This is a genomic window from Methanoculleus taiwanensis, assembly GCF_004102725.1.
Classification (GTDB): domain Archaea; phylum Halobacteriota; class Methanomicrobia; order Methanomicrobiales; family Methanoculleaceae; genus Methanoculleus_A; species Methanoculleus_A taiwanensis.
On record NZ_LHQS01000002.1, the window covers coordinates 1,108,309 to 1,134,095 of the forward strand.

Here is a 25,787-nt window from a genome sequence, read left to right on the forward strand (position 1 = left end):
TTGCGATAGCAATGCGCCACCAGCCCTTTACACTTCTCGTCTTCACCACCTCTCACAATACCTCTGCCTCACTTCCTCTTCTCGCCGAAGACATACCGCCGCCCGTCCTTATCGAATACCCATACCTCGCCGTCCTTCGGTATCCGCTTGATGTTGAAAGGAGCACCCTTCACCCGTTTCCGAGCCGCCGAAGCCGTGAGAAACCGGCGGGAAGTGATATTCTTCACCTGTATCCGTTTCATCTTCCCGTCCTTCCGAGCCGTGAGATCCGCAAACCCCCGCCCGCTATCGGATTGCGTGACCGTATACCCCTGCCGTTTCAGCGCATCCCGCACCGCTTTTTCCCCGCTGTCGCCTCTTGTTTTGTTTCTCCCGTAATTCTTCCGCCCGCGTTCCGTCCGTTGTGCCTTTGTCGCCGCCATTGCTCACCCCCGGCCTAGCCGTAATGCTTCGTCGCCCGCTTGACCTCTCCCGCCGGGATGATCCGGTACTCGCTCGTCTTGTGGTCGTACTCTAGTACGTCGTGCATCCTCAATTCCCGGTTAATCTTGTCGAAGTCCGGAATGAGCGCCGATACGTACCGGATATCCTGAGGAATGGTAAACTTGAGAAGGTAGGTCATGTAGCATTGCGACCAGAGAAGCTTCGGGAAGTCCTGTATCCGCTGCGTGATAAACCAGAGTGAAAGCCCCCGACCCCGCCCTTCTCTAGCCACAAGCTCTAATATCGGTGACGGTGCATAGGGGTTCTTGTTGTAATTGTGCGCCTCTTCAACGACGATCACCCCTTTCCGCCCCAATGTATAGAAAGTGTCTATTAGTTTTGAATATTCCGCTATCAAATCCGTTGTTTTTGTGCGTAATGTCGGAATTGACAGGATATAGGGGTATTTCACTAATTTTGTATAATCATACTCGGCATACGGTTTGATCTGCAACCGTTTAACGCCCTTGAGCCCGACGAGCCCGATATGGTTCTGCGTTTTCGTATCCAGAATGATAAATGGTATCTCATTCCGGTATAACTCCTCAACCAGAGAGCCCACAAAGTACGACTTCCCGCCGCCGGTCGGAGCCGCTATGAGCCGGTGAATGTTCTCGGATACGTCAATGGTGCTCACGGTAGCCCCTCATAGCGAGGATACACCCTTCACGGTCGGAGTGCTCGTAAGCCGCTTCATCCAGGCCGGGAGCTCACCACTTCCCGCAGACTCAAACCCCTCTTTCGGAGCATCGACAGAGAGAGCCGGTATGTAATCCTCTCTCTTCTCCCCCCGCTTTCCGGAGCCCTCCTTAACCCGATACTCCGAGCCGGTGACAGGGTTTTTAATTCTCTTCTCCTCTTTCTCCCCGTCCTCTTCTCCATACTCCGCCTCTTCCTGTCTCCTCCGGTGCAGCTCAAGCAGAGCCGGAGTAAAGGCCAGCGCCAGCCCGCCGACCCCAACCGCCAGAGCGATACGTGGATCATCCGGTACGTTCCCGTCCGGGAAGTAATGCCAGAGCGCCGTATTCAGGAAGGGTTTTGAGAAGTGCTCGTATACAGAGGTATTCGGAGGAGGAAGCGCCGTCTTCCGGCAGTAATCCGCGCCCGTCGATACCGCCATGTCGAGGATCGCCAGGACTGGATGATCGCCCTTCTGCTCAGGTTCACCGCCCCGATCCGAGCCTTCCCCGTCGCCGTCGAAGTCCGAGAGCAGGATATCCGCCGTGATATCTTTTCGGTTTAACTCCTCTAGCTCCGCCGTATTCTCTTTCTCGTCGCTCATTCAGACCGCCGCCGCACGTCGATGTACAGTTCGTATTCTTCGATGAGGAGCCGACCCGAGACCCGCCCCTCTCTCTCGAACTTCTCCCGAAGCCCTGAATCGTTTAAGAGTTTATCCAGCATATCCGCCAATTTTAACGCCGCTTGCATCCCGCCGAACATCGTTAAGCCCCCGTTAGTATCGGTATGGTATCCCCGCCGTTAGCCGTCGCCGCCGCTCCCCATGAGCCGGAGCTGGAGAGTGCCGAGGAGCGCCGGAAGGAAAGAGAAAACTACACGCCGCGACACCGACCACGACCAGTCCGACCGCCAGAAGGAGCAGACCGCCGCCGGAAGTTTTCTCTTCCTTCTTCTCCTCCGCTTTTTCTTCTGGTTTAGCGGATACCGCCGGAGAAGATGATACGGAGTCGCAGCTCTCACCGCCAGCCGCAGGAGGAGCCGTCCCGCCTCCGGCATTTCCTGACATCTCGCCATTTTCGCCCTCGTTTAGTTCAGATTTCAGCCGAACCCGATATTTTCCGCATACCGGGCACTTCCGCTTCTTTTGAATGCCCGGAGCGCGCACAGCCCATTCGTTACCGCAGAACAGACAAACTGCCACCCCATCCGGAGGAGTCATAGGAGAAATGAGGAGAATTGGCGAGAAAAAGAGGATGTAACAAAAATTTTAAAATTACAGATAATTTTGAAGTGTAGTTAAATCCATCGCTAATCTATTGAGGGATAGCTGTTTTTGTTTAAATCGGCAAAAATTCCCTTAATTGTATAATTGCTATCTTATGCGGCTTTATTCTGAATATCTTTATAAATCCACTGTCCTATATATCCTTAATCGTGGGTGAGATATGGCTAAAAATTGCGAGAAGTGTGGAGCAAGGTTATCTTTTTTCCAAGGAATCTCTGGAAGGAATCTGTGTGACCAATGCAATAACATAGAAAAGGCAGAGAGAGAGAAGGTCGAAGCAGAACGAAAAGTGGAATTCAATACTGTTAAGTCCGATATTATTTCATCGAAAGTAGTACAGGCGGATCAAATAGAATTCTTGAAAACCTTTGGTAAAAAGGAATTGTTAAGCCTATTTAATGAAGTTTTTGAAGATTTTGAAAGCGATGGGGAGCTAGATAAAGGTGAAATTGAATCACTTGTAAAAATAAAGAGTGATTTGGGTTTAGATGACAAAGAAACCCGCTTTGAAGAACGAATAAGACCCTATGTATATGTGTATTGTATTAAGAATGAAAACTCACTTCCTGTCGTAGATCTTCCACCTATCAACGGTAGCAATATTGTTCTCAAAAAAGGTGAGACTGTGCATTTTGCCACTTCTGCTATACTCAAAGAGATGAAAACAGTAAGCCTAGGATATCGGGGAGGGTCACAGGGGGTAAGTTTCCGCGTCATGAAAGGCGTGAGTTATAGAGTAGGTAGTCATAGAGGACATATCGTTAAAGAGGATAGACTCACCGAAACCTCTAGAGGAGCTCTCATTTTAACGAATAAGCGGATTATTTTACATCCAGCACAAGGACGAAAAGCGGTAAGCATCCAGCTTCCAAAGATAATTTCGTACAATTGCTACGAGAATGGACTTGAAGTCCATAAAGATGGTCGAGAGAAGGGATTCTTCTTTGAGACTTTTGATAGCGGTTCGTCAGAAGTTATTGGTATTTGCTTGGGATTCCTTTTTGAGAATGCAGAATAACTTTTGGAGTGGTATATATGGCTTTGACCGTTAGTACTCTGCAAAATTTCTTATCAGAACCGGTAGACTCTGCCGTCAAAAGAATTGTTGATTGGGATAAGTCTCAATTTGTGCTTGCTTTGATGATATCTATTATATTTGGTTGTTATTTCTGGGCTTACGGTGGCCTTAACTTAAAATTAATGGAAACAATAACCTCACAGTATATTCTAATAGGCACCTTTTTGTTATCAGTAGTATTTGCGGTAATTGCAATAGATTCGCCAAAATTAAATGAAAACAGATTGCTACTTCGAGAGCCACTTAGAGACTCATTTCTGGTTATAATAGTGGGTATTTACCTCTACATTTTTGTATCATTACAGATTCCAAACCTTTTCATATCAGCCTTCTTATTTGTTCTCTTTATCTTTACAACATACCTTGTTTTTGCGGCTCTTTTATCATTAGTCCGCATTGCAAGATTATTTCTGATTACAACATAATCTATTCATTTTCTCCATGAGAAACAGAAATGAGAACAGATAACGAAAGTAGATGGTCAGAATGGCCTAGGATTCAAGGAAATGAAACCTTACCTGCCTGTTTTATCCCTACATCAAATCTAATTTCTTTTTTTGTGAAGGGGAGAGGCATTTGCTTATTAGAGAAATTTCATCGTCTGTAAGACGCTCAAACTGCAGTTTTTCACGATTTCTCCGTATTTTTAACTTAAAGCAGAAAGCTGTATAGGGGATATTATACCGTTTGAGCATTCTTAAAACCAAAATCAGTTGTTTTGGAGTGAATGCTTCATTTTTGACATAGTAATTAATAAAGCTTGCTCCTTCTTCGTCACCAATTTTCGTCTTGAGCTTATTCAGGCAGTCGATGACATGTTCATAGTTTGCCTTTTTCACCTCAAATTCCGGCTGAAACTTCAGGATACACTCAGACCCTATTGTCAAAGTATGACCGGTATAGACATTTCTAATAAGGTAACCCGTTTTTATGTGGGGATAATCACATAGATCACAGGGAGGGTAATTTTCAACCTCTGCACCGTCATCGGTTTGGGAGAAGTCAACAGGACTTTCTGCTGTAGCTCTCCATTCTTTCAATGCCTTCCTCAAATTTTCTTGCTCAACAGATCGTGGGAAAACATTCTTTGCGACTCTTAATGCCCAGCTTCCTGTCATCTGTCCACCAACAGCTTAACGGTACACCTTAAATTATAAAAATATGAATCAGTGCGGGGCGAATGTGAATAAACGGAGTTCTTGATGTTCAGAACTGTTTTTCCATCCCTTCAAACGAACCGATAAACACCAGATTCACAAGGATATGAAATTCGCACGTATCCCGGTCACATATCGCCATAAACCCATCGGAGAGAATCTTCCCGCCGCAGAACGGGCAAGGTATCGCCTTTAACCAATCCTTCAGAATATCCCGCTTCTCGCTGAGTTGAGCGTATTTTTCTACGTCATCTGAAAATGTCATGATACCAGCCCGCCGTTAAACCATGATCTCAAAATGCGGATCGCCGGTGCTCTCCGTCCGTGTGCCGTCCGGCTTCTTCTCTTCGGTATGCCGCTCTAAAAGATACTGATAGGTGATACGTGCCTTCTCATCCCCTTCTCGCATCCTCTTGAACTCTGAGAGTGTCTTATCGGTCATCGGCAGCACGTACTCTTCCGTGACGGTGAGAGTATAGGTCTTACGGACAGTCACCGGTTTAAACCGGGACTGTGCCGCCGTTATTGTGGTCGTGCTGACCGCTTCGGTTATCCCGCCCTCTTTCGGCTTCAGTCTCTCTTCCAGGTAATCCAGCCCGGAGAGCTTCGGTTTGGACGTGCCGTTCTTCGGCTTCTGGAAAGCGTATGACTCTAGGGTATCGTCCGTAACGGATTCGAGCGTGTCTGACCGCCCCCGGTTGATGAAGGCATGAACCGCCATCACCTCCTGTTGGGTTAACTCCTTTGTCGGTAGAAACGTGGTTATTGGGCTTCCGTCCCTCAAGAGGACAACTCTGATGGATTTGTCGCTGTTCGGTTCTCCCCGTTCCAGGTCGAGAATGTTGGTATACCCGAACCGCCCGTAATCGGTGCTTCGCTTGTCGAACCCGCGCATAATCCGCGCTGAAAACGTCTTTAAACCCTTGTTGTTTCTGTCGTTGGTTGCATTACTTGGTGTCGTCGTCGTTTCGGTAAAAAGTGGTTTTGCTTGCATCCCTCACACCTCGTTAATGTTGAACTGCTGCATCTCCGGAAGCATGGCAAGCAGCGCCGCTGCCACCTCCGGATACGATGAGCCGGTCTTCTGCGCTACGATGTTGATCCGTTTCCGGACAACCATAGCGGGAGTCTGACCGGTAAACCGGTTCTCCCGCAGCCAAGAGCGAACCCCCATAGCCAGGACATCATCAAACATCTTTTCGAGAGCGACCCGCAACGCTTCGGTATCCTCTCCTCTCTTCGTCTCCTCCTCGGTGACGTGCCGCTTATATCGTTCCAGCTCCGCCCGCAGCGTATCCGCTTCGTGAACGAGCGAGTTTAGCCGCTCCTCAATCAGCTTATACCGGATACCGGAGCCGCCGCCCAGCTCCCGCCCGCCCTCGAAGTACGTCTTCAGGAGGTTCTGCACCAGCCCGGAGATGTTGCCGCCACTGCTCTTGAACGACTCAAGGTGAACCGCGACCGTCGGATCGGTGAGCGACGCAGTGAAGATGACCCGCGACACGCTACGCTCCCCCCTGCGCTAAACTCGTGATAAACTCCCGGAGATCGTCGGCATCCATCTCTTCCGATTCCGAAGCGGGGAAGACCGCAAACTTCCGCCCTGTCTTCCACGTTATCAGCTCGCGTTTCGGAGCGAACCGATCCACCTTGAAGACGTGGAAAGACTGCCCGCCCTCGACAATCTCGACAATGATATACGGCACGACCCGGAGCAGACGGGCGAACTTCATGAGGGCGATATACTCAAACGCCGGTATCATATAATCGGGATACCGCTTCTGGTATCTCTTATACTCGAAGATAGCGACGATTCTGCTATCGACCTCTAGCACCATGTCAATATCGTACATCGACGCCGTTCCAGGCCGAGCCGACCGTATCATATCGACAAAGGAAGATCGGTAAGCATGATCGCACGTTTTACAGTCCGGCACACTCACCACCCCTCACGCCTCGATATACTGCGAGCCATCGCTCTCTTCTTCCTTTGAACCATGACACGCCGCCATGCTCCCTTCCATAGCAGCGAGCCGCCGCTCGAACTCTGCCAGCCGGGAACCGAGAAGATCGGCCAGCATCGACCGCACGATCTCTTCTTCCGTGTGCAGCCGTCCGGGAACGGCAGTATGCCCCATATCGGAAGCTGCAACCCTTACCCGCCGCTCGAAGTTGCCGGTCTTCCCTGCAACAACATCGTTCAGGGTATTCAACCGGTTTACCCCGACACTCTCCGCGCTGATCGTCTCCCCGGACTCGTAGAGGAGAGGAGTTATCCCGTCCTTCCCGAAGCCGTACAGGTAATACCCGATGTACACCATCGGCAGCCCGAACCTATCCCGCCGTGTTTCGATCTTCCATGAGTAGAAGACATCCGAGCCAGCCGCAGTTCTCCCCCAAAATGCCGAGAAGTCATGAAGGACGATCACCGATCACACCACCGGGAACGCCTCGAAGTACTGGGTTAAAAAATACCGGAGAGCTTCACTGTCGTTACGGATACCGAGAGCCTTTTTTGCCCTCAGGTACTTGTCGAGTAATTCCCCTTCGATACGTGAGGAGATTACCTTCCCCAACACAGGATGAATCGTGTTTTCGTTAACACTTTCCATATAATTACGTTAGAGTGAGTGAATTATTAATGTTGTGAAATAAAAAATATCCTTTGCTTATTTTACATTCTAAGTGATTAAAGCCCAGTGTTGTACCTCAATGGTACTTCAGAGTACTTCAAGGACTTTCTTAACATGAATGGTATAACCCTATGCCATTGTACGAATCCAGGAGTACTGTACACCTCCAATGGCATTGGAAAAGTTCAGCCGTACCGAACAGAATGGAGCCCGGATTAGCCCCCGTTTCGTGGCTATACGTTTAAATAGTCATGCACAACTTTTGGTGATGACTCGACAAGCCGATCAACCGCGCGCCGACATTATCAAACTCACATTGCAGGATTATGAACGACACAAAATAGATGAGATTCGACAGTTCACCGGAGTATCCAGCGATACCGAGGCTCTGAGAATAGCGATAACCTTCACCTACCGCCACATGCTGAAAAAGACGGAGTGACCGGGATGCTTAAGGATAAACTCTCTCTCTCTCTCTCTCTCTCTCTCTCTCTCTCTCTCGTACCTAAGTAGTATTAATAATAATACAGGGTATTACACGACACCTTTTCCCCAGGGGAGCCATTTTCCCGACATTCCGGTATGCTCACAGAGCACCATCCTGATCGGCAATCCCGATCACCGGAAGGTATCATGCCCCTGCTGACACGCCAAAATCGCACGTATCACGCGCACCTCAACCCGCCGGTAATTGTTACACTTGGTATATACGTCATCCCTCACCACTTCCGTATTGTGTCATGACACGTCATGACACGTAATGACAAAGAGAAGCAGGAGCGGAGAACAGAGAGAATGTCGATTCACTACGATAACGAACGATTTAGGAAACGAAAGCAGTTTTCACTGTCGCCCGAAGCGATAGCATTGCTGGAAAAATACGGCACAAATGCCTCGAAACTGGTAGATGCCTTGATTTTGGATTCGATTTCAAAGATGAATCCCGCAATGATTTTCGTTTCTGAAAAAGGATGGACCGAGCGGGAATTGAACCCGCGGCCTCTTCCATGCCAAGGAAGCGATCTTCCCCTGATCTATCGGCCCGCTGCTGTTACCCTACAATGTTGTCCTCTATCAGATAAAATGATTCGTTTCTGTTTTTCACCGGCGATCATGCCGTAAGACGGGAGAGCCGGGACAAAACCCGCTCCCGTGCCTCCGTATGCCCTGATTCCCGCACGATGCGGCCGCTTTCGATGACGGGGACAATGAGCGGCGTCGCGCCCTCGGGAGCAGGCTCGCGGGCAAGGCGCACGAGGCGCGTCCCGGACGGAAGATCGTAGACCTGCTTCGCACCGCTGCGCTTTCCGCGTTTTGCGCATATCCTGCCGTCAATCTCCACGATGTCCATCGAAAAGTCGACCACGGGCGCGTTCGCGATCGCGCCGCCGACCCCGAACGCATCGACGATATCGCGGTAGAGGGCGACATCCTCGCGCGTAACCCCCCCGGAGAGGAAGATCCGGACGTTTCCGTAGCCGCGTGCGTCGAGCTCCCAGCGCACCTCCTCGATGATCGAGCGCATATCGCCCCGCCGTGACCGCGGCGTATCGAGCCGGACGGCGGCGGCACCGACCTTCGCCGCCCGGACCGCCTCCGATTTTTCGTCGTCGAAGGTGTCGCAGAGCATGATCCGCGGGACGGACGGCGGCGTGTGGCGGTCGAACGCCGTCCAGGCATCCTCCTGCCGCGGGTAGCAGATCACGAACGCGTGCGGCATCGTCCCGGCGAGGGGAATACCCTCCGGAGCGCAGGTATTCGAGACGCCCTCGACCCCGCCGATCCAGGCGGCACGCTCGATCATCGGCGCGATCGCGGGGTGCTGGCGGCGCGACCCGAAGGAGTAGACCGGACGATCGCCCGCAGCCACGCGGATATGCGCCGCCGCCGAGGCGACACCGGAGGCGTGGCAGAGGAACCCGAGGATCGCCGTCTCGTACGCGGCGAAGGTGCGGTACCTCCCGGTGATCCGGAGCACCGGCTCACCGGGGAAGAAGACCGAGCCCTCCGGCATCGCGTCGACGGAAAGGTCGAGTCCCTCAAGGAGCGAGAGGACGTCGGCGAGGCCGCAGAATACCGCCCACCCATCCGGGAGAGCCGGTGCACCGACCTCCACGACGACCTCCGGGTTGATATCATCTTTCGCAAGGACACTCTCGATCCGCTCGAAGTAGACGTCGGTGCAGCGCCCCTCGCGGATCGCATCCTCATCCACGGTCAAAAATCTGCCCATCGTACTAGCGTGGTCGCTCCCGGGGTTTATGCCTGCTGAAGCAGCCCGGCGTGCACGGAGCCGTATAGATTGGTTTTTGAGCCTGCACGGGCAACCGGTACACAGATGAAGCACGGAAGGGCGCACGAACCCGAAGAACTGCCGGTGGAACGCGTGGACGGGGGATGCCGCTGATGCTCGGGATCATCGGTGGAACGAGCCTGCTCTTCGCCGACCTGCCGCCGCTTACAAAGGAGACCGTCAGCACGCCTTTCGGGCGTGCCGAAGTGTATACGGGAGAGTTCGCACTCCTCATGCGCCACCAGTTCGGCCTGCCCCCCCACCGCATCAACTACCGTGCCTGCCTTGCGGCGCTCGCCATCCTCGGAGTGGATCGGATCGTTGCCTTCGGCTCTGCCGGGTCGCTCCGGGCTGCCATCACGCCGGGATCGGTGGTGGTTCCGTCCGACTACCTGAGCATAACTGATATACCCTCGATCCACGACTACCGGATCGAACACATCCGGCCGGAACTGGATCCGGAGCTCTGTGGAATACTCTCTGAACTGGTGCCGCAGGCTCATAACGGTGGAATATACGTCCAGACGCGCGGCCCGCGCATCGAGACGGTCGCCGAGGTCAAAGCACTTGCAAAGGTTGCAGATATCGTCGGCATGACGGTGGCGAGCGAGGCGACGCTCGCTCTCGAGCTCGGCATGCGGTATGCCGCCGTCTGCACGGTGGACAACTACGCGCACGGAATCGGTGAGGAACTCCTCACCTACGAACACATCCTCGCAACCTCGCGGGAGTACTGCGGGAGAACCGAGGAGATCCTCAAAAAAATTGTGGAGCGATTGGCATGAAGGAGATTATCGACGATATCTTTGAGAGAGAGGGTTCTACCCTCATCACCGACGTTCTCGTCGGCGGGAAGCGGGTGGACATTGCGATAGACGAGACGGGGACGATCGTCGAGATCGGCGAGAAGAACGGCGTGCGGGACGTCATCGATATCGACATAGCCGTCGACGGCTCCGAGAGCATCGCCATCCCGGGACTCGTAAACACCCATACCCACGCGGCGATGACGCTGCTGCGGGGGTATGCGGACGACATGCCGCTCCAGGACTGGCTGACACAGAAGATCTGGCCGCTTGAAGCGCACCTGACCGGTGACGACGTCTACTGGGGCACGAAACTTGCATGTCTCGAGATGATCCGCTCGGGCACGACCGCCTTCAACGACATGTACTTCTTCATGGAGCGGGCCGCCGAAGCGACCGACGAGATGGGGATCCGGGGCACCTTCGCCCACGGGTTCATCGACCTCGGCATGGAGGAGAAGCGCGAGACCGAGATCAAAGCGACCGAAACGCTCGTCTCCCACATCAAAGGGCAGAAGAACCCGCGGCTCACGGCAGCGGTCGGGCCGCACGCGGTCTACACCGTCTCTCCGGAAGGGCTCCGCTGGTGTGCCGAATACGCTCGCGAGCAGGAGATCGGGATCCACATCCACGTCAGCGAGACCGAGAAAGAGGTCGTCGACTGTGTGGCGCAGTTCGGCAAACGTCCTCCCGCGCTCCTCGACGACTGCGGATGCTTAACGCCGCGTACCGTCGCCGCTCACTGCTGCTGGCTCGACGAGGCCGACTGCCGTCTCTTTGGGGAGCGCGGCGTCAACGCCTCCCACAACCCTGCAAGCAACATGAAGCTCGCCGTCGGGCGTGCCATGCCCTACCACCACCTCCGGGAGTACGGCGCGAACGTCTGCCTCGGAACCGACGGCTGCGCCTCGAACAACAATCTGGACATGCTCGAGGAAGTGAAGTTTGCAGCCCTTTTGCAGAAGTTCGCCTGGAACTCCCAGACGCTGCTCCCCGCAGAGGAGGCGATCCGGGTCGCAACGGCGGGAGGGGCACGGGCGCTCGGCATCGGCTCCGGTACCCTGACCGTCGGAGCACCCGCCGACATCGTGCTCGTCGACCGCCGGAAGGCGTGCGCAACGCCGCTCCACAACGCCGACTCGAACATCGCCTACGCCTGCAACGGGGGAGCGGTGCATACCGTCCTCTGCGGCGGCAGGTTCGTCATGTACGACCGGGTCGTCCCCGGCGAGGCCGCTATCCTGAAAGGAGCCGCAGAAGCTGCCGCGGCGCTGGTCTGCCGGGCACAAGACGCCTCGTAACTTTTTTTATTGCCGACGGCCCGGTCGCCGGGCCTCGCAGGGCACGCCGGTCTGGCAGAGGCCGCAGCTTGCGACCGGGATACCGATCTCGCGCTCGACGGTGGCCATCGTGACCTCCCGGATGTATGCGAAGCACCGCTCCTTGTCGTGCCCCGCCGCCGAGATCGCGCCCGCGGGGCAGCGACGGATACAGGCGGTGCATCCGTCCTTTCCGAGGCAGTATGCAGTGTGGGTCGCGTACGGCCGTGGCGTCGGAGGAAGGTCGATCCGGGCAATTACCGACCCGAAGCGCACCGCTTTTCCCCGCTCCGTGATCAGGCCGTCGCAGAGGCCGAAGGTACCGAGTCCCGAGGCGTAGGCGGCGTGCCGCTCCGACCAGCAGGACGCTGTTCCAAACCGTTCCGACTCTTCGCGCCGCCACGCCGGGAGCCTGGACGGTGCGACTGCCGGATATCCGGCTTCGGTGAGCAGGGAGGCGAGGCGATCCCGGATCTGGTCGTTCACCTCCTCGCCGTAGTGGCGGGAGAGGCTCCAGCGGCGGGAGGGGAGCTCACTGGCCGCCCGGTGATCCCGCCGCGTCGCTTCGGTCTGCGGCAGCGCCCAGACGATGACGGCAAGATCGGCGGCCGTAACGTCACTACCCGGAAAAGCGGTGCGGAACGCCTCGAGGGGTGTCCAGTAAAACGGGCCGATGCTCTCCAAAAACTCCTGGTAGAGCGGGTCGTCGCCGCGGGAAACGCCGATGAGCGGGCTATCCCATGCAGGCTCCTGACAGTCCGGGGAAAGCCGGTTTATGACCGGGTCAGCAAGGAACGACCTGATCTCCTGTTCGATCCAAAAATATACCTTATTGTCCATAAAAAAGGGTGATCTCCCTTCACGCGGTTTCGATCTTCGAGGCGCCCTCGAGATTGAGTTCCTCGATCGCCTGCTCGCGCATCTTGAACTTCTGGATCTTGCCGGAGATGGTCATCGGGAACTCGTCGACGTACTTGTAGTAGCGCGGGATCTTGAAGTGGGCGATCTTGCCGCGGCAGTATTCCCGCACCGCGTCGTCGGTCAGGGTCGCCCCTCCTTCTACCTTGATCCAGGCCATCAGCTCTTCGCCGTACTTCTGGTCGGGGACGCCGATGACGTAGACGTCGGCGATTGCCGGGTGGTTGTGGAGGAACTCCTCGATCTCACGGGGGTAGATATTCTCGCCGCCGCGGATGACCATATCCTTCAGCCTGCCGACGATCCGGATATAATCCTCGTCGTCCATCGTTCCGAGGTCGCCGGTGTGATTCCAGCCGTTATCGTCGATGGTGGCGTGCGTCGCGTTCGGGTTGTTGTAGTAGCAGCGCATGACGCAGTAGCCCCGGGCGCAGATCTCCCCGGTCTCGCCGCGGGGAACGATCTTCTTCGTGTTCGGGTCGATGATCTTGATCTCCGTATGGGGGAAGGGCCTTCCCACCGTGGAGACGCGCCGCTCGAGCGGGTCGACCGTCGTCGTCATCGTGACGCCGGGGGAGGTCTCGGTCTGCCCGTAGACGATGACAATATCGGACATATTCATCTTTTTATTGACCTCGCGCATCACCTCGATCGGGCAGGGAGAGCCGGCCATAATCCCGGTCCGGAGCGAGTCGAGCTTGAACGACGAGAAATTGGGGTGCGAGAGCTCGGCGATGAACATCGTCGGGACACCGTGAACGGCCGTACACTTCTCGTCCTGGATCGTCTGGAGGACGGCCTCGGCGTTGAAGACGGGGGAGGGGAGCACCATCGTCGAACCGTGGGTGACGCAGGCCATATTCGAGAGCACCATCCCGAAGCAGTGGTAGAAGGGCACCGGGATACAGAGCCGATCCGCTTCGGTGAACTTCATCCCTTCCCCGATGATGTAGCCGTTGTTGAGGATATTGTGGTGCGTCAGCACGACGCCCTTCGGAAACCCGGTCGTACCGCTGGTGTACTGGATATTGATCGCGTCGTCGAAGTTAAGCGACTCCTCACGCTCGGCGAGCTCGTCCGGGCTGATCGCATCTCCCTTCTCGAGGAGTTCGTCCCAGGTGAACATGCCGTTGTAGGGGATATCGCCGATGAAGACCACGTTCTTTAAGAACGGGAACTTATCGCTGTTAATACGGCCGGGTGTGCCTTCGAACGCCTCGGGGCACGCTTCGTAGAACATCCCGACGTAGTCGGAGGTCTTAAACCGCCCCTGGATAAGGAGCGTCTGCACCTCGGACTGCCTGATGGCGTATTCGAACTCGTACGTCCGATAAGCGGGGTTGATGTTCACCATAATTGCGCCGATCTTCGCGGTGGCGAACTGGGTGAGCACCCACTCGGCATAGTTCAGCGCCCAGATGCCGACACGGTCTCCGCGCTCGACATCGAGGGCCATGAGTGCGCGTGCCAGTCTGTCCACGCGGTCGAGAAAATCCGCATATGTCCACCTGATATCCTGATGAACCGAGACTATGGCCTCGTTCTCGGGATACTTTGCCGCAATCCTGTTCAGCATCTCTCCTATGGTGATACCCTGCAGGGGGATATCGGAACTTCCACACGCGTAGCTGCCCTCAACCATCTCACATAAATGGGAGATGAGGAAACTAAATGGTTGCTGCTTTGGCATATCGGAAATCTTAATACTCGATACTCCCAATATGGAGTGCACGTGGGGTCGTGGCCTAGTCAGGAATGGCGACGGGCTCCAGCGGTCTTTGCATGTGATGAACAATGGGTCTCCTGATAAGAGATGATGACCCGTTGGAGCACTGATGCATGTCGGAGAGACCCGTCGATCGTGAGTTCAAATCTCACCGACCCCACATCTTCTGATGACTCTTCTTCCGGAGCCTGCCCCTTCGGTTACCGTTGCAGATTCTTCTGTTCTTCCCGGATTGTCGTTTTATTCCATCTTCCGCCCTCCTGTACAAAGCCCCAGGTAAGCCCCGACTGCAGGTGATGATGCCGATGCGGGCGTGTTAATATAATATGCCCTCCAACTATGAGGGCAGAATAATGGGGAAATCTATGTATCTTATTGGCGAAGCACTCGTTGGAGAAGGCGCGGAACTCGCGCATATCGATTTAATTATCGGGGATAAGAACGGAGCCGTCGGGCAGGCGTTCGCAAATGCATTCTCGCAGCTCTCGGCGGGCCACACGCCCCTGCTCGGTGTCGTGCGTCCGAACCTGATGACCAAGCCCGCAACCCTCGTCATCCCGAAGGTCACCCTCAAGAAAGAGGCGCAGGTGAACCAGATGTTCGGGCCCATGCAGGCCGCAGTCGCAAAGGCCGTAGCCGACTCGGTCGAAGAAGGTGTCTTTGAGGGGATCGATCTCGAGGATATCGTTATCCTCGCAAGCGTTTTCATGCACCCGAGCGCCGAGGACTACAACAGGATCTACCGCTTCAACTACGGGGCGATGAAGCTCGCCGTCCGGCGTGCGCTCGATAAGTTCCCCGACACCGGGACGCTCCTCCATGAAAAAGACCGTGCAGCCCACGCCGTCATGGGCTTCAAGGTGCAGCGGCTCTGGGATCCGCCCTACCTGCAGGTCGCCATGGACCTCGTGGACATGCGGCAGGTCGAGCGGGTGCTCTCCGAACTTCCGCAGAACGATCACCTCCTCATCGAGGCCGGCACACCGCTCATCAAGAAGTTCGGTCTCTCGGTGATAGGCGAGATCCGGAAACTCCGGCCGAACGCCTTCATCATCGCGGACTTAAAGACGCTCGACACCGGCAACCTCGAGGCACGGATGGCCGCCGACGCCGGCGCCGACGCCGTCGTCATCTCCGGGCTTGCGCCCGTCTCGACGATCGAAAAGGCGATCAGCGACACCAAAAAGACCGGTATCTACACCGTCGTCGACATGCTGAACGTCGAAGACCCGGTCGGCCTCATCGCGAGCCTCGCCGTCAAGCCCGATATCGTCGAACTCCACCGTGCTATCGACGTGGAAGGAACCGAGCACGCCTGGGGCAACATCCCTGCCATCAAGGAAGCGGGCGGCAAGAGGCTCCTCGTCGCAACGGCAGGCGGCATCAGGCAGCACGTCGTGAAGAAGGCTCTTGCCTCCGGTGCCGATATCCTCGTCGTCGGGCGCGCCATCACCGCAAGCAAGAACATCCAGCATGCGGCCGAAGAGTTCCTCGAAGAACTCAGCCAGGAAGAGATCGACCAGTTCAGAATCATGACCGATTTCTAATCGGTCGGAATACTTTTTTTCCTGTCCCTGCCCGAAAAGAGGGGTGTATTTATCGCCGCGGATACTGCGGCCCTCCCGGGATGGACTGCACGGCCGGCTCCGGCGGCAGGAAAGCCCCTGCGACGGAGGTACGGTGAAACATATGCTCATCCGGTATGGAATCGCCGGGAACCGTACCGGAATGCTTTAGAAGATCAGAGCGCAACTCTGCGGTATGCATAGAGCGATACTCCGACTCTCTCTCTTCGTGCTGGTGGTTCTCGCACTGCTGGTCTCCGGATGCACCGATAGCGGCGATGTTGCCGGGCCGCAGACTCCGTTAACGACGCTGCCGACGGCAGAGTCCACGGATCAGGCGACGACGCTCCAGACTCCGGTGACGACTGCAACGGTGCCGTACTCACCGGAGTACCAGGCTGCAGACCTCGTATCGTCTCCCGGCGGAGCGGAGGACTGGCTGATCACCGCTGTCGACACGACGAACGGAACCTACCGGATACGGACGGTTGTTGGAGACGGCGACGCTGCATATGTCCTGTACGACAACCGTTCGGCGGATACCCCGGCAGACGCACGGGAGTTCGATGAGAGTGGCGTCACTCAGCAGAGGATCGTGATGCAGATACCGATCAAAGACGGCAGCGGCAACCTGCAGGGGGGTTTCGTCTACGACACGCCGGAAACCATGCGGTTCGTCGCCCCCTCGCCGGAACTGCTGGCCGGCGAGGTGGACTACGTGCTCACGATCCGGTATAACGGGACGGTGTGGATCTTTTCGGAACTCGACGGTACCTCGCCGTCGGAGTGGACTGATACTATCGACGAGAAGAAGGAGTTCCCGCTCGGCACCGGGAGAGGTGCGTACGTGACGGTGAAGAAGGCCGCACCGGTTTCGGGAGTCCTCTCTGCTGCCCTCTCTGCCGACGGCGTCGTCGTCGCAGAGTCGGAGAACGACAGCCCGGTTGCTCTCCTCTCCCTCTCTTTCTCAACAGCATAATCCATTTTTCCGGTCACGCGGTCGTCACCCGGATATCGTCGATGATCGCAATATCGGGTTCGTCCCCGACCCCCCAGGTTGACCCGCCGCCTATCCGGAGCGATATGCATTCGTCCGGTCTGACGGGTTCACCGGAGAGCGTCCGTAACAGCGACGTCCCGAGATACCGGCCGTCGATCCAGACCGATTGGGTCGATGCGTCACGGTCGTAGCAGACGGCGAACCGGTGCCACTGCCCCGCCCTGACTACAGGTTCGTCGGAGTAGAGGCAGTGCTTCCCTGATTCGTTCCGCTGGTTGTAGCCGATCCGGCCGCCCTCGATCACCTGCAGCGAATAGAGGAGCGATTCTTTCCCGGGAACCTCCCCGAGGATGTACAGGCTGCTGCAGGTAAGAGTGCCGAGTTTGGTGGTCTTGAACCACCCCTCGACTCTGTAGCTGCCGGTATAGTCCAGTGTCTTGATGAGCGCCCTGCCGGGCGCATCGACCTTTCCTTCGACGATACAGGCTGCTGCATACTCTCCTGTATGGGAGTCGGTTCCGATCCGCCACCGGCACTGCGCCTCATCCCAGTTCTCAAAAGTCCCGGTCTCGAAAGAGTCTTCAAAGAGCAGGAGCGGGATCTCTATCGCCGAGACGTGACCGGCAAGGGCTGCGGCAACCACCAGAAGCAGGGCATACTCTTTCAAACTCATCACGCTTCTCTCCCACACCGGCCGTACGGAACGTATACCCGCTGAAAGCAGGGCGCGCAACCGTGAGCGATGATACACGAAACCCGTAAAAAAGTTAGTGGTCGGGGAGGCTGATTGTCAGGCCTTCGTTATCGACCTCGGTGGCGATGGCGATCTTCAGGCCGAGGGATCCGAAAACCGTGGCCACGTCTGCTTCATCGCGGTCGGTGATGACGGCGATCGAGGGGCCTACCGAACTCATCCCGACGAACTCAAGTCCGGCATCGCGTAGGGCGGCCATATACCGGTAGAGTTCGAACCCGTGGTGCTCGACCTCGGCACGCTTCGAACCGCGGAACTCGATCTCCCAGATGATCTCGCCGATCTTCGCAAGATTGCCCTGCTCGAGAGCCGGGATAAGGTCCATCAGAACCATATACGACTTGAGCTCGCGGTCGCGGTAGTCGAGCGTCCGTGCCTTGTTCATCAGGAGATCGAACTCTTTCTCACCGGCGCTCGAGATGTCCGAGGGCGGGATGGCGATGTAAACCCGCTTCCCTTCGGCGAAGGGATGGCGGTAGACGAGCGTCAGTTCGTCGCCCATAATCGCCATGCCGCCGTAGGTGCTGACGGCAGGCCCGACGCCGGTCTCGAACCCGAAGGCGACACTTCCCTCGGCCGTCTCTTCGACGTAGTTGCTGCCGAGGAGGAGGCGGAGCTGATCCTGCGTCAGCGGAGAGCCGATCGCAGCGTTCAGGGCGTTTGCAACGGCGATCAGAATGGTGCTGGTCGACCCGAGGCCTACATGCTCGTGCATGTGGTCGCGTGCCGAGATGGCGAACCCTCCCTCGTAGCCGACGACGTTCCGGAAGACCTCGATGAAGTGGCGCAGGATGGGCTTTCGCGAGTAGTCGATCTCTATTCCGGATGGGATGCAGGTAACCTCTGCGGTGCAGTACGTCTGAATGGCAAACCCGATCCCGCCGCCGCCCGGCCGGTCCGGCGCGAACCGGTTCATGTCAAGGACGGTGAGGTGGATGCGGGAGGGTGCCCGCACCCGTACGGTTCCCGGGACGGGAGAAAGAGCGTACTCCTTTTTTAACCCGAGTGTCCGGAGATTCTCACCCGGAGGGAATGAGGGGAATTCGTACTCGACGAGATCGAGATCGCCTCCCCGTATCTTCATGACAGCCATGGTATCACAATCCATTAGCGTGTGCGGTCAAAGAAGATATTCTTGCCAGATGCCTTGAGAGGAATACCGTAGGCGACGCCGCACCCCGGCATCCAGCCGAGCCTGATCGCGCCGACGCCGGCGGTATACATGATCCGGTTGTCGACATTGTGGATGGACGCCGTCTTCGCGGCAGAGCCGACGGCGATGCCGAGATCTGCCATCCTGACGACGCAGTTATACCCTTTGAACGGCGTATCCCTCTTCAGGGTCTCCTTCTGCGCTTCCAGCATCGCTGCACAGGTCACAAATCCGCATCCTCCACAGTTGATCCCGACGACGCTTCCAACATCGGATCCGATAAGGACGCAAGCGTCGCTCTCTCTTACGTTCTTTGCATCCCTGATGAAGAAAGCCAGATCGTTCTCTTCGCCGAAGGCGTTCATCGACCCGGCAAGCTCGCGGAGCTCGTCACCGGTGACCACTGCGATCGTTATCGCATCGACTCCTTTTCCCTTCGGAGCCGTCCGTGCGGAGAGTGCCATCAACCGGGCGACGGTGATGACGGCTTGTGTCTCGACACTGCTGTTCATGCGGATAGTATTGCCTTGCCGAGATGTTAGTAGATCCGATGCTCTGTCTGACAGCCCTGATAGCCGTATAGGCAGGTCTCGTCGGGCTGCCGGCGATATGTTTATATGTGTGCTCCCGGTATCTCATGCTTGTATCGACGACGTCAAAAGCAGAGTATAACTCTGGTTTAGGGGAAAAACAATGGGGGGAAGAGTAAAGGCATTTGTAGTCTACCTTGGGTTAATCATTACCTACGGAGTCGCATCGCTCTTTGTATGGACATTCCTGAAAGCATACTCATCGCCGGAGAAGGCCGTGATCTTCTCGATCGATCAATTCGGAGAAGCATCTCTTGAATACCTGATGTTCCTTGTCCTGATGCCGCTTATGACGCTCGCTCTCTTCTATGCCATCGAGACGATGGGCGGGGAGAGAAGCGTACGGGATAAGCGCCCCTGACCGGGCGCGGTATCGAAGAGAAGAAAAAACGTGCCTAAAGGGCTTTTCCTCCGCTCGCAAGCGATGCCGTGCGGATGAAAAGCCTGTCTTCAACGGCTCAGAAAGCCCAATCGGGCACTCGTATATCTCATATGCACGTACCGTCGGCACCTTTTTTATTCATCACCGTAAGGATGCTACCGATGGCAGAGAAGAGTGATTTTGAGAAGGCTACGTTCGGTGCAGGCTGTTTCTGGGGCGTCGAAGAGGCGTTCCAGGAGGTTCCCGGCGTCGTATCGACGGCGGTCGGGTTTATGGGAGGTACGGTCGAGAACCCCTCCTACCGGGATGTCTGCACGGGGCGAACCGGCCATGCGGAGGTGGTCGAGGTAGTGTACGACCCGACGGTGGTGCGGTACGAGAACCTGCTGCACGTATTCTGGACGGTGCATGACCCGACGACGCTAAACCGGCAGGGGCCGGATGTCGGGACGCAGTACCGGTCGGTGATCTTTTACCACACCCCGGAGCAGGAGGCCGCCGCCCGGGAGTCGAAAGAGCAGATCGGGCGCTCCGGCAAGTTTCGGAGGGAGATCGTCACCGCGATCGAACCGGCCTCGACATTCTGGCGGGCGGAGGAGTATCACCAGCAGTATTTTGCGAAGCAGGGGAGGACGGGCTGTCGGTTCTGATCGGATGCCCGTCCGTCACTTGTACGTCCGTTTCGAGTAGGTGGCTTTTGCAGAGTCGCCGCCGCTCGCCACGATCGCCAGCCACTCGTAGACGGACTTGATCGTCCCGAACTGCTGGTAGCGGCGCATCGAGAAACCGACGCGCAGGGACGGGTCGAGCATCACCCTGCCGAGTTTTCGCATCCTTTGCGCTATCTCAAGGTCGTCTCCGGCGTCGATGCACCGGTACATCCCCGCCTCGATGAAGGCCTCGCGGTCGAACGCGGTATTGCATCCGAGCGTGAAGTAGATGGTTCGGGTATGGTAGCCGAGCCGGGAGAAGGTGTTGGCGCCGACGAGCGAGAGGTGGTTCTTGATCCCGCCTTCGAGGGGATAGACGGTGCCGTAGAGCTGGACGATATCGCGGCGGTCGAAGTCGCGTGCGATCGTCTCCACCCAGTTCCGGGGGAGGATGCAGTCCGCATCCGTCGTCGCGACGATCGATCCCTGCGACTCCATCGCGCCGTCGTTTCTGGCGCCCCCGACCTTCTTGCTCTTCTGGATAAAGACGCTGTCGGCGAGCGGTTCGGCGAGTTCGCGCGTCCGGTCTTTCGAGTTTCCGTCCACAACGATGATCTCGTAGGTGCTGCGCGGCACCGTCTGGTCGGCGAGCGACGATAAGCACCGGGCGATATTTGCTTCTTCGTTGAAGGTCGGAATGATGATCGATATCATGGCTCCACCAGGTCTTTGTACAACTGTTGATGCAGTCCGGCAATAAGGTTGATGTCGTATTTCTCCGTCGACGCCCGTGCCTGACGCCTGCAGGCCTTCAGCAGACTGTCGTCTCCGAGCATCGTATGCACATCTTCGGTCTCGTGGAAGAAGAGCACCGAATCGCCGAAGATCTCACGGAACTCGTAGATGTCCCGTGCGATCACGGGAAGGCCGGTCGCGAGCGCCTCGACGATGACGAGGCCGAAGGTTTCGGCATGCGAGGGCATGAAGAAGACGTCCGCACCGCAGTACGGCGCCGAGATATCGTCGACGACACCCGTGAAGATGACGTTCTCGTGGCACCGGCTCTTCGCCACCTGGATCCGGGTATAGTCTTTTGAGAGCGTGCCGTAGGGAAACCCGCCCACCCAGACCCAGGTTATCTCCGGGTGCGTCTCGGCGAGTTTGAGAAAATCGTAGATCCCCTTTCGCGGGGTCTGCTGCCCGACCGAGAGCACAACCTTCCGGTCGGGGTCGATCCCGTACTGCTCCCGAAAGACCCGGCGCTTCTTTGCGTCCGGGGTGAAGTACTCCCGGTCGATGCCGTTCGGAATAAGGGTCTTTGCGACCTCGGGCACCATCTGGTCGGTCTCGCGGTGGCAGGGCTCGGAGATCGTGATGATGTGATCGAACTTCCGGTAGATCTTCGGGTATACCCGGTTGATCCGCGCGGAAAAAGCGACGTTTCCGTCGTTGAGCCGCGGCGTCGAGTGGGCGGTGAGGACTTTGACCCCGTCGGTGAACTTGAGGTGGTACATCGCCCACGGCCCGAAAGTATGGTAGTGGGTCAGATCGAACCGATCTTTGTAGGAGTTTCGCGCCACTTCGAGGTCCGGAAGCCTGGAGAGATGACTATACAGCGTCCGTGCCGCCGTCGCACACCCGATGTACTTGAGAAAACGGAAGTCTTCGACGAAGATGTTGACTCTCATCGATCGGCCCTCGCAAAGGTGATTGCGCTCCTGATGCAGCCGTCCATGTTCAGATACTCGAACTCCGAGAAACGCCCGACAAGGGCGATATCCCGGGCACGGCAGTATTCCCGTACAAGCGTAATGTTCTTTCGGTAGTCGAGATCGTAGACGACATAGGCGAACTTCTGCCGTTCGACGCCGGTGTAGACGACGTCCCCGGCATCGCGGATGATACCTGCCCTGCAGAGCGAGGAGACGGTGTGATCGATAACCTCCGCATCGGTCATCAGGGAGATCGCATCGCCGTCGTTGTAGGTTATCTCGGCGAGGATAGAGCCGTGCCCTTCCGGAGCGACAGCGGTGCTGTAGTTCGAGGGGAAGGAGATCCGGTTGAAAAGCCCGACACTCTCTTCAGGGACATAGACCCAGGAGAGGTCGGGAACAGAGCCCGCGAGGCCAATGAAGACCGAGCAGAGGGAGTTGTAGCGGAGGGCGTCGCAGGCCTTGACGACCTCCTCCGGAACATCATCGAGGGTGGGGAGGAGCGCCTGGAGCGGGATCGTCGAGATGATCCGGTCGGCCTCTACCTCCCGCTCGCCGTCGCTGATGACGAACGATCCGTCTTTCTTGCGGATCGCGGTGACGGAGAATCCGGTTATGACCGAAGGCATGACCGGGGCGGCAATCGCGTCGACCAGAGCCTCGATCCCTCCCGTCACCGGGTAGGTGAAGACGGCCTGGTGGGTGTAGCCCTCCGTCTCGATGCCGATCGCGGACTTGATGATATCCTCGACGGGCGGGCGGGGAATGCGGCCGTCGACCCAGTGGTGCGACATCCGTTCCGCGGGGTAGTTCCAGATCTTCTCGTTGTACGGGAGCATGTAGCACTCGGCTATTCCCCGCCCGAAGGTCGCGCCTATCCACTCGGCAAAGTTCGCCGGCGGCGGCACCTCTCCTTTCTCGACGGCGATGAGTGTCCTGACGAACTCGTTGATGCAGAAGAAGAGGTCGTCTTTCGGGAGGGCGGCAAGGCCGTTTTCGAAGGGGTATTTTACGTATCGACCTTTATAGAGGATCTTCGTATTGCGTGCCCGCTGGTCTTTATTCTCACCGAGCACCTCACGCATGAATGCGAGTACTTCGGTATCCCGCGAAAAAATGATATGCGAGCCTCCGATATCAAAGGTGAAACCGGCACTGGTGACCGATCGGCAGAGGCCGCCGATTCGTGGTTCGCGCTCCAGAACAACGACATCTTCTCCATTCTCCTGCAAGAGCCGGGCAAGGGTGATTCCCGTCAGCCCGCCGCCGAGTATCGCCGATTTCACGTTCCTATTGTTTGACATCACAGGCTTATATGGTTGACCATCTATTCTGCCCTGAATTCTCGTCATTGCCCTGGTATCTCCTTCGGTTTCCGGTCTTCAACAGAATGTATCCCTCTGCCTCCGGCCTTATCGGCAGGGGGATATTTTCTCCCCGGGCACCGGAAAAGCCGGTTGTTTGTCGGCAATTGGAAATGTATTGCGTTATACTGGTAATGGAAACACATTTACTAATCGGACAGATATTTCTAAATTGGATTTCTTTGAAGTATTGCTATATTAGAGGTGCATTATTAGATAGTTTTTGCTTTAAGTGCCATACTGTGGCTGAAAAAAATAGTTAACTATTAATAGTACACTAGAGCAATATTCGCATATGGTTGAATGGGCACAGAAACAGTTTGAACTCGGAACTCAGGGTTTTTCGCTCCAGATCCCGATCTTCTACAAACTGATGGCCAGTATGCTCTTCGTTGCGGTTATTCCGGTTGCGCTTCTCGGACTGGTATCGGCAGGCGATACCGGGAGTGTGGTCGCATCGCTCGGTCTCCAGAACAGCATCTTCCTCTTAACCCTCCTCACGGTGGGGCTTGTGGTGATGTGGAGTTTCTTCCTTGCACGGAGCATTACAAGTCCGATCGAGCAGCTCTCCCGGGTTGCGACGAGCGTGAGCCGGGGGAACCTCGATGAGACCGAGATCACCGTCGTCAGCAACGACGAGATCGGCGAGCTCGCCGCAGCGTTCGGGAAACTCGTGAACGCGTACAGGATCCTCGATACGCTGGCTAAAGAAGACGCAGAGTGACCATGCAGAATCAGGAAAGCCTCTGCACCGCCGGTGAACACCGAAAAACCACACCTTTCGTCCTATGATCGACAGACTGCCCCCGGGAACGAGCATCGGAGAGATGCAGGCACCGCTTGAGTGGATATATTCGCATACCACCCGATTCGTCGGAATCGTCGTGATCACGGTTCAGGACGGAAAAGGGTTCATTCTGGTGCGGAAGGGGGCGCCTCTTGCATACTACTTCCGGTATGCGGCCAATGTGCTCCGGGGGCCTGCCGCCAGGAAGTATTTCTCACAGCAGCCTCTCATCGACTTTACCATGCGGCGCTACTCACACGACGAATTCCAGGCAGCCTACGCCGCCTGCTCGGCCGAGGGGCTCGTATCTGCATACAGCGACGAGGAGTCTGCAAAGGCCGGAGATTCGGAATGCCTGCCGGCGGAGGAGACTCCGGTTCGGCAAGCCTCGCCACCATCGCCGCCGGGGGGTGGCGCCGGAGAGCCCCGGAGTGAACTCTCGGGCTTCGACCCCGCCCGCCTCCTGGCCGAGCCCGGGATCATAGCAGCCGCCCGCTTTGCCGAGGGACTCGTCATCCGTTCGGCAGGAGATGCTGATTTCGACTACCTCGTTGCCACGGCGGAGGATATGATCCGCTGGGCGTCCGAGCTTGGCTCGATCGCTGATATGGGCTCCTTTGTACAGATGACCAGTTTCTACCGCGAGGGGAACGTACTCATCACCCCGTTTGGCAAGGATTACCTCTGTATTGTAGCACGACCGGAACTGCACTTCGGACAGATCCGAAAGATGTTGCGCGATCTCACAGCGCTTGCATGAGTGCATCTCCCCGAAATCGGGGATACATTTTCTTCCCGGGCCGGCTACTATAATCCCCTCCTGCACTTTTTTGCAGACGAGAGACTGTCAGCCGTGCACCTTCTCTCCTTCACCGGGCTGCCAGAGATCATGTGGTGGCCGCCGGGACGTCGTACATGGGGAGTATGCGGCCAATTGTTATAGTAGAGGAGGCCTGGCGACCCGTCCCGGCCGGGGTCACGATGGTTTTCTCATCTCCGCATGGCCGGATCGGTGCACCGTCGTGCGGTGCATTACATAATCAGCATTATATATTGGTGATGCCATGAAAGCGGCCGCCACTGGAGGTAACTGATAATGGCAAAATCGGAGATAAAAGCAAACCCGGCAGTAATAGAAAAATATCTGAAGGGTATCAACTATCCGGCCGGCCGGCAGGACCTTATCAACCAGGCGAAGAAGAACGACGCCAACCGGGATGTCATCAACACTCTGAAGAGCCTGCCCGATTCGGCGTACCGCTCACCGATCGATATCAGCAAAGCGCTCGCGGGACATGGCGTCGAATCGACATCGGCGTCGTCGGGCGAAAAAGTCGGGCTCGCCGCCGCCGACGAGGAGACCCGCGAGCGTGTCGCCCGTGCCGGCGGCGAGGCACCGCACGAGACCCGGGGCCTGCAGGCTGCCGACGAGGAAACCCGCGAGCGTGTCG

31 protein-coding genes and 2 tRNA genes are annotated in these 25,787 nt (G+C 56.6%); 11 read left to right on the forward strand and 22 right to left on the reverse strand.

What is annotated here, in order from left to right; genetic code table 11:
* Positions 1 to 68: 68 nt before the first annotated feature.
* From ABH15_RS10055 to ABH15_RS10070, 5 genes are all read right to left on the reverse strand, one after another.
* The gene (locus ABH15_RS10055) at positions 69 to 422 is read right to left on the reverse strand and encodes a group I intron-associated PD-(D/E)XK endonuclease (protein WP_128694198.1); all 354 of its coding nucleotides are present in this window, start codon (positions 420 to 422) and stop codon (positions 69 to 71) included.
* 14 nt (positions 423 to 436) lie between these two features.
* On the reverse strand, positions 437 to 1,120 hold the full coding sequence (locus tag ABH15_RS10060; RefSeq protein WP_128694199.1) for a helicase HerA domain-containing protein: 684 nt from the start codon (positions 1,118 to 1,120) through the stop codon (positions 437 to 439).
* 9 nt (positions 1,121 to 1,129) lie between these two features.
* Positions 1,130 to 1,765: a hypothetical protein gene (locus tag ABH15_RS10065; protein ID WP_128694200.1), complete on the reverse strand. Its 636-nt coding sequence runs from the start codon at positions 1,763 to 1,765 to the stop codon at positions 1,130 to 1,132.
* The gene (locus ABH15_RS14080; RefSeq protein ID WP_277749828.1) at positions 1,762 to 1,887 is read right to left on the reverse strand and encodes a hypothetical protein; all 126 of its coding nucleotides are present in this window, start codon (positions 1,885 to 1,887) and stop codon (positions 1,762 to 1,764) included. Before ABH15_RS14080 ends, ABH15_RS10065 begins: the two co-directional genes overlap by 4 nt.
* A 78-nt stretch (positions 1,888 to 1,965) precedes the next feature.
* A complete protein-coding gene (locus tag ABH15_RS10070; protein WP_128694201.1) occupies positions 1,966 to 2,238 on the reverse strand; it encodes a hypothetical protein in 273 nt (90 codons plus the stop codon).
* 371 nt (positions 2,239 to 2,609) lie between these two features.
* Between ABH15_RS10070 and ABH15_RS10075 the strand changes: the two genes are divergently transcribed.
* Positions 2,610 to 3,467, forward strand: a complete 858-nt coding sequence (locus ABH15_RS10075; protein WP_128694202.1) for a hypothetical protein — start codon at positions 2,610 to 2,612, stop codon at positions 3,465 to 3,467.
* Between the two features lie 593 nt (positions 3,468 to 4,060).
* On the opposite strand, the gene ABH15_RS10080 is transcribed toward ABH15_RS10075, so the two are convergent.
* The 9 genes from ABH15_RS10080 to ABH15_RS10120 all read right to left on the reverse strand — a co-directional run bounded on the left by ABH15_RS10080 (position 4,061) and on the right by ABH15_RS10120 (position 9,550).
* A complete protein-coding gene (locus tag ABH15_RS10080; protein ID WP_128694203.1) occupies positions 4,061 to 4,645 on the reverse strand; it encodes a hypothetical protein in 585 nt (194 codons plus the stop codon).
* 88 nt (positions 4,646 to 4,733) lie between these two features.
* A complete protein-coding gene (locus tag ABH15_RS10085; protein WP_128694204.1) occupies positions 4,734 to 4,949 on the reverse strand; it encodes a hypothetical protein in 216 nt (71 codons plus the stop codon).
* Positions 4,950 to 4,964: 15 nt separating this feature from the next.
* Positions 4,965 to 5,678 (reverse strand): hypothetical protein, encoded by a 714-nt coding sequence (locus ABH15_RS10090; protein WP_128694205.1) that lies wholly within the window; start codon positions 5,676 to 5,678, stop codon positions 4,965 to 4,967.
* Between the two features lie 3 nt (positions 5,679 to 5,681).
* Positions 5,682 to 6,188 carry a hypothetical protein gene (locus tag ABH15_RS10095; protein ID WP_128694206.1) on the reverse strand — a complete coding sequence of 169 codons (507 nt, stop codon included), beginning with the start codon at positions 6,186 to 6,188 and terminating at the stop codon, positions 5,682 to 5,684.
* A gap of 1 nt (position 6,189) precedes the next feature.
* On the reverse strand, positions 6,190 to 6,537 hold the full coding sequence (locus ABH15_RS10100; RefSeq protein ID WP_128694207.1) for a hypothetical protein: 348 nt from the start codon (positions 6,535 to 6,537) through the stop codon (positions 6,190 to 6,192).
* A 96-nt stretch (positions 6,538 to 6,633) separates the two neighbouring features.
* A complete protein-coding gene (locus tag ABH15_RS10105; RefSeq protein WP_128694208.1) occupies positions 6,634 to 7,113 on the reverse strand; it encodes a hypothetical protein in 480 nt (159 codons plus the stop codon).
* A gap of 3 nt (positions 7,114 to 7,116) precedes the next feature.
* Positions 7,117 to 7,296: a hypothetical protein gene (locus ABH15_RS10110; RefSeq protein WP_128694209.1), complete on the reverse strand. Its 180-nt coding sequence runs from the start codon at positions 7,294 to 7,296 to the stop codon at positions 7,117 to 7,119.
* 993 nt (positions 7,297 to 8,289) lie between these two features.
* Positions 8,290 to 8,361 (reverse strand) — tRNA-Ala (locus tag ABH15_RS10115).
* A 67-nt stretch (positions 8,362 to 8,428) separates the two neighbouring features.
* Positions 8,429 to 9,550 (reverse strand): nicotinate phosphoribosyltransferase, encoded by a 1,122-nt coding sequence (locus tag ABH15_RS10120; RefSeq protein WP_128694210.1) that lies wholly within the window; start codon positions 9,548 to 9,550, stop codon positions 8,429 to 8,431.
* A 173-nt stretch (positions 9,551 to 9,723) separates the two neighbouring features.
* On the opposite strand from ABH15_RS10120, the gene ABH15_RS10125 reads away from it, so the two are divergent.
* Both ABH15_RS10125 and ABH15_RS10130 read left to right on the forward strand, forming a co-directional pair.
* A complete protein-coding gene (locus ABH15_RS10125) occupies positions 9,724 to 10,395 on the forward strand; it encodes an MTAP family purine nucleoside phosphorylase (protein WP_128694211.1) in 672 nt (223 codons plus the stop codon).
* On the forward strand, positions 10,392 to 11,717 hold the full coding sequence (locus ABH15_RS10130) for an amidohydrolase (protein WP_128694212.1): 1,326 nt from the start codon (positions 10,392 to 10,394) through the stop codon (positions 11,715 to 11,717). Before ABH15_RS10125 ends, ABH15_RS10130 begins: the two co-directional genes overlap by 4 nt.
* A gap of 6 nt (positions 11,718 to 11,723) precedes the next feature.
* On the opposite strand, the gene ABH15_RS10135 is transcribed toward ABH15_RS10130, so the two are convergent.
* Both ABH15_RS10135 and ABH15_RS10140 read right to left on the reverse strand, forming a co-directional pair.
* Positions 11,724 to 12,575: a 4Fe-4S ferredoxin gene (locus tag ABH15_RS10135; protein ID WP_128694213.1), complete on the reverse strand. Its 852-nt coding sequence runs from the start codon at positions 12,573 to 12,575 to the stop codon at positions 11,724 to 11,726.
* A 19-nt stretch (positions 12,576 to 12,594) separates the two neighbouring features.
* Positions 12,595 to 14,295, reverse strand: a complete 1,701-nt coding sequence (locus tag ABH15_RS10140) for an AMP-binding protein (RefSeq protein WP_128694214.1) — start codon at positions 14,293 to 14,295, stop codon at positions 12,595 to 12,597.
* A gap of 92 nt (positions 14,296 to 14,387) precedes the next feature.
* Here ABH15_RS10140 and ABH15_RS10145 point away from each other — a divergent pair.
* The 3 genes from ABH15_RS10145 (at position 14,388) to ABH15_RS10155 (ending at position 16,923) form a co-directional block, all read left to right on the forward strand.
* Positions 14,388 to 14,539 (forward strand) — tRNA-Trp (locus ABH15_RS10145).
* A 205-nt stretch (positions 14,540 to 14,744) separates the two neighbouring features.
* Positions 14,745 to 15,926 (forward strand): bifunctional 5,6,7,8-tetrahydromethanopterin hydro-lyase/3-hexulose-6-phosphate synthase, encoded by a 1,182-nt coding sequence (locus tag ABH15_RS10150; protein WP_128694215.1) that lies wholly within the window; start codon positions 14,745 to 14,747, stop codon positions 15,924 to 15,926.
* Between the two features lie 214 nt (positions 15,927 to 16,140).
* Positions 16,141 to 16,923 (forward strand): hypothetical protein, encoded by a 783-nt coding sequence (locus ABH15_RS10155; RefSeq protein ID WP_128694216.1) that lies wholly within the window; start codon positions 16,141 to 16,143, stop codon positions 16,921 to 16,923.
* A 13-nt stretch (positions 16,924 to 16,936) separates the two neighbouring features.
* On the opposite strand, the gene ABH15_RS10160 is transcribed toward ABH15_RS10155, so the two are convergent.
* The 3 genes from ABH15_RS10160 to ABH15_RS10170 form a co-directional block, all read right to left on the reverse strand.
* Positions 16,937 to 17,617 (reverse strand): LamG-like jellyroll fold domain-containing protein, encoded by a 681-nt coding sequence (locus tag ABH15_RS10160; protein ID WP_206633443.1) that lies wholly within the window; start codon positions 17,615 to 17,617, stop codon positions 16,937 to 16,939.
* A 94-nt stretch (positions 17,618 to 17,711) separates the two neighbouring features.
* Positions 17,712 to 18,791, reverse strand: coding sequence for a GHMP family kinase ATP-binding protein (locus ABH15_RS10165; protein WP_128694218.1), 1,080 nt, complete (start codon positions 18,789 to 18,791; stop codon positions 17,712 to 17,714).
* A 14-nt stretch (positions 18,792 to 18,805) separates the two neighbouring features.
* Complete coding sequence (locus ABH15_RS10170; protein ID WP_128694219.1) at positions 18,806 to 19,363, reverse strand: ferredoxin domain-containing protein; 558 nt, start codon at positions 19,361 to 19,363, stop codon at positions 18,806 to 18,808.
* 181 nt (positions 19,364 to 19,544) lie between these two features.
* Between ABH15_RS10170 and ABH15_RS10175 the strand changes: the two genes are divergently transcribed.
* Together ABH15_RS10175 and msrA are read left to right on the forward strand one after the other, a co-directional pair.
* Positions 19,545 to 19,802, forward strand: coding sequence for a hypothetical protein (locus ABH15_RS10175; protein WP_128694220.1), 258 nt, complete (start codon positions 19,545 to 19,547; stop codon positions 19,800 to 19,802).
* 182 nt (positions 19,803 to 19,984) lie between these two features.
* Positions 19,985 to 20,473: a peptide-methionine (S)-S-oxide reductase MsrA gene (gene msrA, locus ABH15_RS10180; RefSeq protein WP_128694221.1), complete on the forward strand. Its 489-nt coding sequence runs from the start codon at positions 19,985 to 19,987 to the stop codon at positions 20,471 to 20,473.
* Positions 20,474 to 20,488: 15 nt separating this feature from the next.
* Here the strand turns inward: msrA and ABH15_RS10185 are convergent, their stop codons facing one another.
* The 3 genes from ABH15_RS10185 to ABH15_RS10195 are packed head-to-tail and all read right to left on the reverse strand — an operon-like array spanning position 20,489 to position 23,471.
* Positions 20,489 to 21,187 carry a glycosyltransferase gene (locus ABH15_RS10185; RefSeq protein ID WP_128694222.1) on the reverse strand — a complete coding sequence of 233 codons (699 nt, stop codon included), beginning with the start codon at positions 21,185 to 21,187 and terminating at the stop codon, positions 20,489 to 20,491.
* The gene (locus ABH15_RS10190) at positions 21,184 to 22,161 is read right to left on the reverse strand and encodes a glycosyltransferase family 4 protein (RefSeq protein WP_128694223.1); all 978 of its coding nucleotides are present in this window, start codon (positions 22,159 to 22,161) and stop codon (positions 21,184 to 21,186) included. The genes ABH15_RS10185 and ABH15_RS10190 overlap by 4 nt, the downstream gene beginning before the upstream one ends.
* Positions 22,158 to 23,471, reverse strand: coding sequence for a protoporphyrinogen/coproporphyrinogen oxidase (locus tag ABH15_RS10195; RefSeq protein WP_128694224.1), 1,314 nt, complete (start codon positions 23,469 to 23,471; stop codon positions 22,158 to 22,160). The genes ABH15_RS10190 and ABH15_RS10195 overlap by 4 nt, the downstream gene beginning before the upstream one ends.
* A 373-nt stretch (positions 23,472 to 23,844) precedes the next feature.
* Here ABH15_RS10195 and ABH15_RS10200 point away from each other — a divergent pair, with 373 nt between their 5' ends.
* The 3 genes from ABH15_RS10200 to ABH15_RS10210 all read left to right on the forward strand — a co-directional run.
* A complete protein-coding gene (locus tag ABH15_RS10200) occupies positions 23,845 to 24,273 on the forward strand; it encodes a HAMP domain-containing protein (protein WP_128694225.1) in 429 nt (142 codons plus the stop codon).
* A gap of 64 nt (positions 24,274 to 24,337) precedes the next feature.
* A complete protein-coding gene (locus tag ABH15_RS10205; protein WP_128694226.1) occupies positions 24,338 to 25,096 on the forward strand; it encodes a roadblock/LC7 domain-containing protein in 759 nt (252 codons plus the stop codon).
* 336 nt (positions 25,097 to 25,432) lie between these two features.
* Positions 25,433 to 25,787, forward strand: a 355-nt coding sequence (locus ABH15_RS10210) for a DUF2795 domain-containing protein (protein WP_164913720.1), incomplete at its 3' end; no start/stop codon positions are given.

Coding starts and splice junctions, on each gene's coding strand:
- ABH15_RS10150 (WP_128694215.1), top strand. CDS start 14,745: ATGTATCTTATTGGCGAAGCACTCGTTGGAGAAGGCGCGGAACTCGCG.
- ABH15_RS10135 (WP_128694213.1), bottom strand. CDS start 12,575: ATGGACAATAAGGTATATTTTTGGATCGAACAGGAGATCAGGTCGTTC.
- ABH15_RS14080 (WP_277749828.1), bottom strand. CDS start 1,887: ATGCTGGATAAACTCTTAAACGATTCAGGGCTTCGGGAGAAGTTCGAG.
- ABH15_RS10155 (WP_128694216.1), top strand. CDS start 16,141: ATGCATAGAGCGATACTCCGACTCTCTCTCTTCGTGCTGGTGGTTCTC.
- ABH15_RS10055 (WP_128694198.1), bottom strand. CDS start 422: ATGGCGGCGACAAAGGCACAACGGACGGAACGCGGGCGGAAGAATTAC.
- ABH15_RS10090 (WP_128694205.1), bottom strand. CDS start 5,678: ATGCAAGCAAAACCACTTTTTACCGAAACGACGACGACACCAAGTAAT.
- ABH15_RS10175 (WP_128694220.1), top strand. CDS start 19,545: ATGGGGGGAAGAGTAAAGGCATTTGTAGTCTACCTTGGGTTAATCATT.
- ABH15_RS10130 (WP_128694212.1), top strand. CDS start 10,392: ATGAAGGAGATTATCGACGATATCTTTGAGAGAGAGGGTTCTACCCTC.
- ABH15_RS10120 (WP_128694210.1), bottom strand. CDS start 9,550: ATGGGCAGATTTTTGACCGTGGATGAGGATGCGATCCGCGAGGGGCGC.
- ABH15_RS10190 (WP_128694223.1), bottom strand. CDS start 22,161: ATGAGAGTCAACATCTTCGTCGAAGACTTCCGTTTTCTCAAGTACATC.
- ABH15_RS10205 (WP_128694226.1), top strand. CDS start 24,338: ATGATCGACAGACTGCCCCCGGGAACGAGCATCGGAGAGATGCAGGCA.
- ABH15_RS10070 (WP_128694201.1), bottom strand. CDS start 2,238: ATGGCGAGATGTCAGGAAATGCCGGAGGCGGGACGGCTCCTCCTGCGG.
- ABH15_RS10075 (WP_128694202.1), top strand. CDS start 2,610: ATGGCTAAAAATTGCGAGAAGTGTGGAGCAAGGTTATCTTTTTTCCAA.
- ABH15_RS10110 (WP_128694209.1), bottom strand. CDS start 7,296: ATGGAAAGTGTTAACGAAAACACGATTCATCCTGTGTTGGGGAAGGTA.
- ABH15_RS10160 (WP_206633443.1), bottom strand. CDS start 17,617: ATGAGTTTGAAAGAGTATGCCCTGCTTCTGGTGGTTGCCGCAGCCCTT.
- ABH15_RS10185 (WP_128694222.1), bottom strand. CDS start 21,187: ATGATATCGATCATCATTCCGACCTTCAACGAAGAAGCAAATATCGCC.
- ABH15_RS10200 (WP_128694225.1), top strand. CDS start 23,845: ATGGTTGAATGGGCACAGAAACAGTTTGAACTCGGAACTCAGGGTTTT.
- ABH15_RS10100 (WP_128694207.1), bottom strand. CDS start 6,537: ATGTACGATATTGACATGGTGCTAGAGGTCGATAGCAGAATCGTCGCT.
- ABH15_RS10080 (WP_128694203.1), bottom strand. CDS start 4,645: ATGACAGGAAGCTGGGCATTAAGAGTCGCAAAGAATGTTTTCCCACGA.
- ABH15_RS10165 (WP_128694218.1), bottom strand. CDS start 18,791: ATGGCTGTCATGAAGATACGGGGAGGCGATCTCGATCTCGTCGAGTAC.
- ABH15_RS10065 (WP_128694200.1), bottom strand. CDS start 1,765: ATGAGCGACGAGAAAGAGAATACGGCGGAGCTAGAGGAGTTAAACCGA.
- ABH15_RS10125 (WP_128694211.1), top strand. CDS start 9,724: ATGCTCGGGATCATCGGTGGAACGAGCCTGCTCTTCGCCGACCTGCCG.
- msrA (WP_128694221.1), top strand. CDS start 19,985: ATGGCAGAGAAGAGTGATTTTGAGAAGGCTACGTTCGGTGCAGGCTGT.
- ABH15_RS10140 (WP_128694214.1), bottom strand. CDS start 14,295: ATGGTTGAGGGCAGCTACGCGTGTGGAAGTTCCGATATCCCCCTGCAG.
- ABH15_RS10170 (WP_128694219.1), bottom strand. CDS start 19,363: ATGAACAGCAGTGTCGAGACACAAGCCGTCATCACCGTCGCCCGGTTG.
- ABH15_RS10085 (WP_128694204.1), bottom strand. CDS start 4,949: ATGACATTTTCAGATGACGTAGAAAAATACGCTCAACTCAGCGAGAAG.